The sequence below is a fragment of the Psychroserpens sp. SPM9 genome, assembly GCF_025153525.1.
Lineage (GTDB): Bacteria > Bacteroidota > Bacteroidia > Flavobacteriales > Flavobacteriaceae > Psychroserpens.
Map to the genome: position 1 here is coordinate 1 of NZ_JANZNR010000013.1, position 10,708 is coordinate 10,708.

At 31.7% G+C, this 10,708-nt stretch carries 12 protein-coding genes; all 12 read right to left on the reverse strand.

The window, feature by feature from the left end:
- Positions 1 to 266 precede the first annotated feature (266 nt).
- Entirely contained in the window at positions 267 to 722 is a 456-nt protein-coding gene (locus tag N4270_RS16710; RefSeq protein ID WP_260098498.1) for a hypothetical protein, read from the reverse strand.
- Between the two features lie 982 nt (positions 723 to 1,704).
- On the reverse strand, positions 1,705 to 1,938 hold the full coding sequence (locus N4270_RS16715) for a hypothetical protein (RefSeq protein WP_260098499.1): 234 nt from the start codon (positions 1,936 to 1,938) through the stop codon (positions 1,705 to 1,707).
- Between the two features lie 46 nt (positions 1,939 to 1,984).
- Entirely contained in the window at positions 1,985 to 2,488 is a 504-nt protein-coding gene (locus N4270_RS16720; RefSeq protein ID WP_260098500.1) for a hypothetical protein, read from the reverse strand.
- 148 nt (positions 2,489 to 2,636) lie between these two features.
- On the reverse strand, positions 2,637 to 3,119 hold the full coding sequence (locus N4270_RS16725; protein ID WP_260098501.1) for a hypothetical protein: 483 nt from the start codon (positions 3,117 to 3,119) through the stop codon (positions 2,637 to 2,639).
- Between the two features lie 151 nt (positions 3,120 to 3,270).
- Positions 3,271 to 3,951 (reverse strand): DUF6090 family protein, encoded by a 681-nt coding sequence (locus tag N4270_RS16730; RefSeq protein WP_260098502.1) that lies wholly within the window; start codon positions 3,949 to 3,951, stop codon positions 3,271 to 3,273.
- A 50-nt stretch (positions 3,952 to 4,001) separates the two neighbouring features.
- Positions 4,002 to 5,072: a hypothetical protein gene (locus tag N4270_RS16735; RefSeq protein ID WP_260098503.1), complete on the reverse strand. Its 1,071-nt coding sequence runs from the start codon at positions 5,070 to 5,072 to the stop codon at positions 4,002 to 4,004.
- Positions 5,072 to 5,740, reverse strand: coding sequence for a DUF6090 family protein (locus tag N4270_RS16740; protein WP_260098504.1), 669 nt, complete (start codon positions 5,738 to 5,740; stop codon positions 5,072 to 5,074). The genes N4270_RS16735 and N4270_RS16740 overlap by 1 nt, the downstream gene beginning before the upstream one ends.
- Positions 5,741 to 5,940: 200 nt before the next feature.
- Positions 5,941 to 6,519 carry a hypothetical protein gene (locus tag N4270_RS16745; protein WP_260098505.1) on the reverse strand — a complete coding sequence of 193 codons (579 nt, stop codon included), beginning with the start codon at positions 6,517 to 6,519 and terminating at the stop codon, positions 5,941 to 5,943.
- A 172-nt stretch (positions 6,520 to 6,691) separates the two neighbouring features.
- Entirely contained in the window at positions 6,692 to 7,030 is a 339-nt protein-coding gene (locus N4270_RS16750; protein ID WP_260098506.1) for a hypothetical protein, read from the reverse strand.
- A 563-nt stretch (positions 7,031 to 7,593) separates the two neighbouring features.
- Complete coding sequence (locus tag N4270_RS16755) at positions 7,594 to 8,478, reverse strand: T9SS type A sorting domain-containing protein (protein WP_260098507.1); 885 nt, start codon at positions 8,476 to 8,478, stop codon at positions 7,594 to 7,596.
- Between the two features lie 178 nt (positions 8,479 to 8,656).
- Positions 8,657 to 9,364 carry a hypothetical protein gene (locus N4270_RS16760; RefSeq protein WP_260098508.1) on the reverse strand — a complete coding sequence of 236 codons (708 nt, stop codon included), beginning with the start codon at positions 9,362 to 9,364 and terminating at the stop codon, positions 8,657 to 8,659.
- A gap of 623 nt (positions 9,365 to 9,987) precedes the next feature.
- Positions 9,988 to 10,386 (reverse strand): hypothetical protein, encoded by a 399-nt coding sequence (locus tag N4270_RS16765; protein ID WP_260098509.1) that lies wholly within the window; start codon positions 10,384 to 10,386, stop codon positions 9,988 to 9,990.
- Positions 10,387 to 10,708: the final 322 nt, after the last annotated feature.

Sequence of the window (10,708 nt, forward strand, 5' to 3'; positions counted from 1 at the left end):
ATTAAAAGTTTTAAATCGAAACCTACTTTTTTGTAGGAATTTTTTCGGCAGTGTTGTTTTTTGTCTTTCATTAGGTATGTTGCTAAAAGGTTTAATTTTTAGTCAACCTATTTCAGGAAAGTACGTTTCATCTAATGTTAGCTAACGTGTATGTGTATGGTTAGTTGCGTGCAAATACGCTATAATTCTTTGCTAAGCAATATAATAAAAAATAGGGAAGAACCGTCGTCTTAACCAACTTGCGGAGCAATTAATTATACACGTTGTTAGGGCAAGTTTTTTATTCCGCTAATATCGTCTTCTGTTTTTAAAATTCCGTCTTTTCCCTTCGAGATAAGAATATAACCTAGTCCATTTTCTTTTTGTTCATAATAGAACTCATTATTCCAATAATCCAAAGTGATTTTTTTCCTCAATGGATTATTTCTAATTATCGTATTTAGTTTTTCAGGATAAATTCCTAGTGCTTTTTTTTCCTTTTCAAGAATCAGTTCAATCTCAGCTATTTTTTCAGTTGTTTTTTTTGTTCCATAATCAGAAAAGAAGAAAAACCTTGCTACAATTATAAATGACAGCAAAATTCCCAATAATTTCCAAACAGGATGAATCATTAATTTTTTCGGAAGATTGTTTTCCTTTTCAAATTTACGTCTGGCTTTTTTTCGTTTCGCAAATTTGTAATCTTCACGCCAAAAAAGTAATTCTCCAATTATATCTAACATTCGATTTTTCTCTAATTTGCCCTAACGAGTATGTGTAAGGTTTCGTTGCGTTGGTTTGCTTAAAATTAATAAAAGTAACCAAAACCACTGATGTTTTTGTCTAAAATATTCCAAGTACAAAAAAAAGAAGCAATGAACTTTACACGTTGTTATTTACTGTGCCGACACCTAAGAGTAATCACGCTGAGCTTGCGTTTCTGAATCTAGAGTAATCACATAACGCGAGAAGAGTAATCACATAAAGAAGTTTGAGTGATCACGTTTGCTAATCAATTGTTTTTTGAATTAGACGATTTCCTTTTGAATTGAACCTCTAATTTATAGATTTGAGTGGTTCTAGAGTTGAGTGAAAAAACTTTCGAGATTGAGTGTGAATTACTAAAATTAAGAATGAATAATTTCTCCGTTTGAGTGATTCGGAGGCATTGTATATAACGTGTATGTGTAAGGTTTCGTTGCGTTGGTTCGCTTAAAATTAATAAAAGAAACCAAAACCACTGATGTTTTTGTCTAAAATATTCCAAGTACAAAAAAATCAAGCAATGAACTTTACACGTTGTTATTTACTGTGCCGACACTTAAGAGTAAACACGTTCAGCTTGCGTTTCTGAATCTTGAGTAATCACATAACGCGAGAAGAGTAATCACATAAAGAAGTTTGAGTGATCACGTTTGCTAATCAATTGTTTTTTGAATCAAACGATTTCCTTTTGAATTGAACCTCTAATTTATAGATTTGAGTGAGTTTCAGAGTCGAGTGAAAACCCTTTGAGATTGAGTGTGAATTACTAAATTAAGATTGAATGATCTCTCCGTATGAGTGATTCGGAGGCATTGTATATAACGTGTATGTGTATGGTTAGTTGCGTGTAAGTACGCTGTTATTCTTTGTTAAGCAATATAGTGAATTGTGAGAAAAGATCCTGCGCTTAGCCATCAAACCGCAATGAATTATACACGTTGTTGGCAAACGTTTTTGTTTTTAAAGTAGTGTTCCAAATCCACCGAAAACAAAAGCTAAAATGACAAAAATTATCGGAATAGCAACAAGCCACCAAACAAGCATTGAAGTATTTGACCGTATTTTTTCGAGTTTCTCAACTTGTAAGCAATTTGCATACAAAAGTTCTTTTAATGTTTCGCTGTCATCAAGGTCGCCATATGTTTCAAGGAATTTAATCCTTTTTTTAGTCATTGGTATTTTGTCCTGTCCCATATCTTAATAAGATTATTAATTTAAAATTCACGTTAGATGCTATAATTTATTCATTCCCTGATTTCTTATCCTTATTTAAATCGGTCAAATTTTTGGTTCGTGATGAGTCATTTAGAATTTGCTTTGGCAATTCTTCTGTCTGTTTTATCACAGAATCGTATTTCTTTGTTAGAATCTCAAAATCAGATTTTAAAGTCTCATAATCAGACTTTAATTCTTTATTATCAAAATGTTTATAAATGCCAAAAAATCCAAAAAAAATGAAGAAAGGCAGATACGTCATTTGGTATTTAGTAAACCAATATTCTTTTTTAGGTTTTAATGATTCTAGATACGATTCAAAGGATTTTTGGCTCAGTCCTTTTTCGGATAGTGAAAGTTTATGGCTTTTGACACTTATCAATCCGTGATCGTTTTTCAGTTTTCCGATTGATTGCAAAACCAAATCTTGGTCAACACCAACCATTTTTGGAAGTTCAGTAAACAAGATTAATTCGTTATTTTTAACAATATCAAATATCTCGCAGTTTATTTGGTGTAAAGTTTTCATCAAATGTTTGCCAACGTGTTCGTGTATGGTTAGTTGCGTGCAAGTACGCTGTTATTCTTTGCTAAGCAATATAATAAAAAATAGGGAAGAACCGTCGTCTTAACCAACAAGCGCAGCAATTAATTATACACGTTGTTGTGTGTAGTTTTTATTTTTTCTTTTTCAGTATTTTTTGTATTTCCTTTTCTCTTTTTTCGCGTTCATCTTTTGGAATTCTCCATTCAGTTCCTTCCCAATAGTCAATTATTCCATTCCACGCTGTTTGTGTTTCCGATTTCAGCCATTGATTGAATGAACGATAATATTCAATTTCCTTTCCACCAATGTTTTGAATTCCCTCGAATAATCCAACAACAATAAAGTTCTGAACATCGCTGTCTCCATTCACATAAACTTCCTCAACATTTTTAAAGAAAAGTTCGAAGTCCGAAGTTCTGTTTTTGAGCTTATTTTCAACAATATATCTTGAAATTGAGCCTATGTCAACATAAGGAATATTATACTCTTGATTATAATCAGAAAGGTCAACTTCTTTCACAAAATGTTCAGTCAGTTCTTCGTTGCCAGAAATCAGTTTTTCAAAAACCTTTTCAATTTCTTTATACTTATATTTTGGCTCAATAACGTTCATTTCTCAAATTACACACAACGTGTTCGTGTTATGGCTAGTTGCGTTGGCTAGACTAAGTTAGCAAAAAAGAAACTAACCATTAGGAAAATCCGTAGGATTTTCCGAGTACACACAGACCAAGCAATTAGTTATACACGTTGTTGTGCTTTCGTTATGTTTTTATTTCACTATCAATTAATTCGATGATTTCTTTTAGGGTTTTCAAAAGATCGTTCTCCTCAACTAATCCTTCTTTTCTGTTTATTTTCGCAAGTAATAACCACCAATTAAATTCTGAACTATTTATAATTTTTTCGCGATTAAATTTAAACCTTCCAACTGTTTGCCGATCATAAAACTGCCCTAGTAATGGCCAATAGAATTGAGACCTCACTTTACTAAATTCATCAGCCGATTCATTTGTGTCAAGAACAATATCGTTTAAAGAAGAAAGCGTATACCGTAATTCTCTATTGGAAATGTAATCTAATTTCCCTGAGTTGATAATAGAATTGAGAATACCTGTTCTTGGATCATAAGTACTATTATAATCGTGTGCTCCTAATAATCTACCCAATTCAAGAGGTCTATTAACTTGTCTTAAGTTGGTGATTACCGAATCCAAGGTTATAATCGCATCTAGAGATGAGCTGTGAGATTTTATAATCTCATCAAGAGCAACAATGTTTGATTGTATTTCTGTTCTTAAATCACGTAGTAATAGCTGTTCAATATTTCTAATTTTTCTGTTATCATTCCAATTATTAACTTGTAAAGCCAATAATATACCTATCATTACCAGCACAATTTCGCCAATTGCATACTTAAAATACTTTCCGGTTTTGTTTTCCATCAGCAAGTTTTGTCTAATTTTTCTAAAGAATTTTATCATTGGTTATTGGGTTATTTAGGCGTCATTTTAGTCCACTCATTAATACCATCAGTACCAAAATACATTATTATGGAATTTCGCTCTGGAATAAACCTCATCTTACTATAACCATATACTTTTGAGAATATAGGCTTTTCAACATGTAACTGTAAGAATGGTCCTCCCGTTTTATTGTTCCTTGTGTTAATAATGTAAAGGTCTTTATCTTTTAAATACACTTCAATTGTTTCGCTGTTTAAAATATTTCTATGCCCATCGCTAAATTGATATATACCAACAAAATCTTCCGCATCTTTCGGATTGGCTACACTTGTTAACCTCATGACTTTTGGTAGTGGTCTGGCATTCTCTCCCAAAAGCTCATTAATTTTTATGTAAATCTCAGTAATTTCGTTTTTGTAGTTGCTAAATTCCCAAACCATTGCATCTACTGAGCCAAGCATGGCATACATTTGATTTTTAAATTTTGGATTGTTAAGAATAAATTCAATCTTCGCATCACTTCGCTTGCCGTTAAATTCATCAACAGCCAACCAAGGTTGATTGTCGCTTAAATAATACTTGTATTGTCTCGCAATATCTTCAGAATTGCTGTTATAAGTTTCAAATGTATTTCGGTTAAATGTGTAAATTTCGTCTAATGTTTTTATAAGGTCATCATACTTTTTAGGTACAATGTCTATATTTTCTTTTAATAGGTTATAACCATTAGTCTGAATGTGATATTCCATCCACCACGTGGTCACAAAACCTAGCCCATATGAGCCGCCAGGGATAGCTTTTATATCTTCGGCATTTAGATCATCACCCATCATCCTTGTGTAAATAGAATCTTTTCTCATATAATTTTCCAGCAACCAATCTGCATTGTCTATATCCTGTAGAATATCATTTTGTATTTTAACCAATATAGAATCTATTTTTTTCTGTTGTGCTTTTTCTTGATTTAAGGTGTTAATCCAAAGTGCAATAAGAATACCAATAACGACTAAAATTATTTCGCCAATGGCATACACTATATATTTACTGAACTTGTTTTCAATCAGCATTTTTTGTCTAATTTTTCTAAAGAATTTTATCATTAGTCTTTAGGTTGTGTTAATCGAATAATCTCATTGATGTGATTTTCTATGGGTTCTTCCTCTATGGCTTTGATAATACCTCTTATTCTATTTCTTCGGGATACCACTATATTTTGAGTTTTTATTGAAGACAAGAAATCTGTAAGCACTTCTTGGTCTCTGCCTAATATATCAGCGTTTTCTATTAGATATGGCTGCATTACTTCATTATTAAATTTGAAAAAAGCAATTTCTTCTTCTTGGTAGTCCAATAAAACGTCTTCCCAAGAGACTAGGTACTTTCGTAATTCTTTATCCTGTATTAATTCAAGCGAATTAGAATTGATTACCGACTTTATAGAACTGGAATATGGGTTATAGCTAATTCCTTGCACTGGTGGGTAGGATTGGAAAGCCGCTATTTTCGCAGAGTCTCTCTCTATAGGAAACAAAGCAATTCTGCCGTTCAAAGTGGCAAGGTTTCGATAGTTTATGGCTTTAACAGTATCAAACTGAATTTTATTTTGGACAAAATCTTTATGGATATTGTCTAAAAGTTTACGCTCACTAATGCGGTCTTTTCGGTCTTGATTCCAGTTGCTGACTTGTAATGCTAGAAGTATTCCAATCATGACCAGCACAATTTCGCCAATGGCATATTTAAAATACTTTCCTGTTTTGTTTTCCATCAGCAAGTTTTGACGAATTTTCCTAAAGAATTTTATCATTGGTTAATGGTTGGTTATAATGAAGCACAACGTGTTCGTGTATGGTTAGTTGCGTGTAAGTACGCTGTTATTCTTTGTTAAGCAATATAGTGAATTGTGAGAAAAGATCCTGCGCTTAGCCAGCAATAGCAATTAATTATACACGTTGTTGCCAACTGGCTTTATTTCATTATTTCAGTCAGATAAACGATTCCGAAAATCCAACCAACATAAAGTAGAGTATAAGTCAGCGAGTAAACGGCTGAAATTCCAATATCTCCTTTTGTATCTTTTGATTTATTAAAAACAAATTTTAATGCCCTGAAAAAAATCCAATACAACATTGCTAAAATTATAAAAAGGGAAAACCAAAAAACAGCTTCCAAAACGATTAGTAATACAATTATCAAAATTGTCATTCCAATCCACAAGAGAATTGATATAATCAATCCACCAATTCCATCTCCAACATCAATTGAAGGTGTGTCGAAAGTTGGTGAAGCATTTCCCATTATATCGCCTCGTTTAAAATTCCGAAACTTTGGGAAATTGTCAATCAATCCAATTCCTTTATAAAGTCCATAAGTCATAAATAGGAATAGTGATGTTGCTATAATTCCTAAAGACAAATATAGATTTGAAGTCAGACTTCGGTTATAATTAATTCCAGTCAAATAAACAGTCAGAATTGTAATTCCGATTACGAGTAATGAAACTATGAAAACGGATTTTCCTTTTAAATAATTCTGTTTAATTTTCAATTCAGAGGTTTTTGGTCAGCTTGTTGGCAACGTGTTCGTGTATGGTTAGTTGCGTGCAAATACGCTGTTATTCTTTGTTAAGCAATATAGTGAATTGCGGGAAAATATCCTGCGCTTAGCCAACATTAGCAATTAATTATACACGTTGTTGGCAGTTGGCTTATTCAACTAATTATGGAGTTCCGACAATATCTTTATCCCAATCTAACCATTTGTTATAAATCAAGTTTTTCAGGTTTTCCAATTCAGTATGTTTTTCAGCAAGGTCGTAAACTGATTCTTTCATTTTTTTCATTTGTGAATCCGTCAAGTTTTCATTCCACACTAATTCCGTTCCGTATTTTATAATTCCGTTTATATGTTCATTACTGAGTGCTTTTTCAAATTTATTCCAATCTGGTATCAATGCTTCAGCGTGTCTTTTTTTTCGTTTAGATAACCAAATAAAATATACGATAAGCAAGAGTAGAGGAGTAGAAAAAGTTATAATAAGTAATAATCCGTTATCCATGTTTTTTTCCGAGCTTACTGCCAACGTGTATGTGTAAGGTTTCGTTGCGTTGGTTTGCTTAAAATTAATAAAAGTAACCAAAACCACTGATGTTTTTGTCTAAAATATTCCAAGTACAAAAAAAAGAAGCAATGAACTTTACACGTTGTTATTTACTGTGCCGACACCTAAGAGTAATCACGCTGAGCTTGCGTTTCTGAATCTAGAGTAATCACATAACGCGAGAAGAGTAATCACATAAAGAAGTTTGAGTGATCACGTTTGCTAATCAATTGTTTTTTGAATCAGGCGATTTCCTTTTGAATTGAACCTCTAATTTATAGATTTGAGTGGTTCTAGAGTTGAGTGAAAAAACTTTCGAGATTGAGTGTGAATTACTAAAATTAAGAATGAATAATCTCCCCGTTTGAGTGATTCGGAGGCATTGTATATAACGTGTATGTGTATGGTTAGTTGCGTGTAAATACGCTATAATTCTTTGCTAAGCAATATAATAAAAATTAGGGAAGAATCGTCGTCTTAGCCAACACTAGTAATTAACTATACACGTTGTTGGCATGTCGTTAATTCTTAATAATTCTTTTTAATAAAGTATTTCCATTTTTAAATGTCAATCGAACAAAATAGATTCCGACTTCAAAATCTTTTAAATTTATTGAATCATTACTATCAAGTTTAATTTTCGACTTTTTTCCTGAAATATCGAATAATTCGATATTTTCAATTTCTAAATTGGTTCTATTAATATTGAACTTCACCTTATTATTTGTTGGATTGGGATAAGCTAGAACTTTTGATAAATTATAATCTTCAGTATTTAAAAGCAAAGATTGGTTTCCAAATGTGAACCAAAAGACAGAAACTATTGTATTATTATCTATTAAGTAAGAATAGTTTTCGTTGTTTGCAAATTCAGGATATTCCGTATTATCACAAAATGTTATTTGATTATCATTTAGTAATTCAACTCTAAAGAAACCACATTCAAACTCACTTGGACTTCCAGTATCCCACCATCCTCCTGGGTTTATGCTAGTGAAAACTGACCCATTTCTACAATCATCATTGAATAATGAGTTATTCCATGAAACAGTTACAGGCCAATTTTCAGTTATTATATCAATAGCCTGAACAGAAAAATTTGTTGGACAACCTTTTTGAAAAATTTGTTTTTTAGTATGATAAGTTGCAGGAATAGGATCTGGAAAAGTAGTTCTAGATTTTTGTTCATCACTAATTCTAACCTCCAAACCAGAGTTGTATGGAATAGATATTATATTGTTTTCTCCAAAAGAACTATCTATAGCATCAGTTGCATTATCATCATAACCAAGAATAATACTGTCTTGGTTTCCAGCAGAATCTTCAAAAAATAGTTCAACACTAAATTCTTGACCAAAAGAACAATAGAAGAAACTTAAAAAAAGAATTAGTATATATTTACTCATATTTTTTGTTTTAATGCATGCCAACGTGTATGTGTATGGTTAGTTGCGTGCAAATACGCTATAATTCTTTGCTATGCAATATAATAAAAAGTAGGGAAGGACCGTCGTCTTAACCAACATGCGCAGCAATTGATTATACACGTTGTTGGCAACTGGCTTTTTTAGTTAGTATTAAAGTTTAATCGGGTCTTTCAGGAATATAAACAACATCAACTTCTACATTATTTCCATATTTTACTATGATAGAACATAATACAGAAACACTTTTACTATCGTTAGTAGCAGGTTTCATTACAGGTATTTTTCTTAGCACTCTTAAGATTTCTGCCTGAACGGTTACTTCTGAATTTCTCACTTTCATGCCAGTTACATTTCCGTTTTCGTTGATTATAAAAAATGCTTCTACCAGTTTTGGTTCTGAAAGATTTAAATCTTTAGATAAATTCAAGTTAAACTCTTGTTCAATAAATGTCGACACTTTATTATTAAAACATTCTCTTGTTTCTTCTATCGATAGTTCTTCACAACCATTATAAACTGGGGCAATTTCTACATCCTTTAATATCATACTATTGTCAGTAGTATAAGTTGCTAAACCGTCATCATGTGACACAATGCTACATAAACTTAATAAAGCCTGTTCCTCGGCTTCTGTCATATTTCCTTGTGCCATCACTTGTTCCTGAACAGCATTTATCTTCATTATTAATTCACTTTTAGTGTTTATCGAAGCGCTAGGTGAATCCTTGCAAGAAACACATAAGAAACCTAAAGAGATGATTGAAATATATACTAAATTTTGTGTGCTTTTTCTTCTTTTCATATTGAATTTCATAAGTTTATTTTTTTGCCAACGTGTTAGAGCTGTGTATTTAAATTTTCTCATAATGTTAAATTTAAAGCTAAAATATTCATATTTAGGTTTGAAAAATGGGAAAAGCGATATATAACAGGATTCTGTAGGGAATCAACAATTTTGAGTTATTGAATTACAAGTCAAATGTCAGTTGAGAAATAATTTTATTCTGACTAACGTGCTGAATGGTTTTGAGTTTCTGCGGAGCTTGTTGCCAACGTGTACGTGTATGGTTAGTTGCGTACAAGTACGCTATAATTCTTTGCTAAGCAATATACTAAAAAGTAGGGAAGAACCGTCGTCTTAGCCAACATTAGCAATTAATTATACACGTTGTTGGCTGTAGTTTTATTGATAAAAAAATATAGCAAGCAAAAGTAAATAACTCCAAACAATGATTTCTTCTATAATATTTAGAGTTTTTTTGTTCTTTATAATTAATTTTAAGACTAAATCTAATAAAAGACCAAAGAGTCCAATTCCAATCAAAATTTTCATTCCGAAAATTCCCCAACCCTCAAAACGGTTTAGCATTTCCCATTTGACAATAAGAAAAGCTATACACAAGATTAGATAAATAATGCAGAAGGTATTGAGAATTGTGAATCTATATTTCATTCAGTTCATTTGATTTAATATATGAAATATTCAAGTTATTCAGTCACAAAGTCTTTCTTATAGAATACCGAACCTTTATTTGGAAATGTTTTAATCTCGTACTTTTTTAGTTTTAGAATTCTTTGAAGTTTTTGATTTGGATTAGCACAGTTGGTTGCATTCACATACCAATTAATTGCTATAAAATTTTTATTGAGCGCATATTTTTTGGCGAGCGAGTTTATTGTGATTAGAACTCCTTCTCCGCCACCATCTATATGAGCTAAATCAATATGTAATTCATTATTTTCTTTATGAAATTGAGCTAATATTTCAGCACTACCCGCGTTTACAACAACAGGTTTATTTGAGAATATTAATTCTTCAAATTCATTTGAGCCTATAAGATTATTTAACTCTTCTATTGAATAGCCCTCTATTAATAGTTCATTCATTTTCTTGTTTTAGTTCTTTGCTGAAATTACAGCCAACGTGTTGTGTATGGCTAGTTGCGTTGGTTAGGTCTAATTTAGTAAAAGAAAACGAACCAGAGGAAAATCCGAAGGATTTTCCGAGTACACACAGACCAAGTAATTAGTTATACACGTTGTTGTGTGTCGTTTTTTTTACCACAAATATTTTAATTCAACTTTGTCATTTACGATATTCAGTACTTTATATGTCGAAGCTCCAATTTCAATTAAAGTACTTCCTTCGTCGATGTCCAAACTATGCCTAAATTCAGCTGATTTTTCTTTATTAAAAGTCCAGCGATAA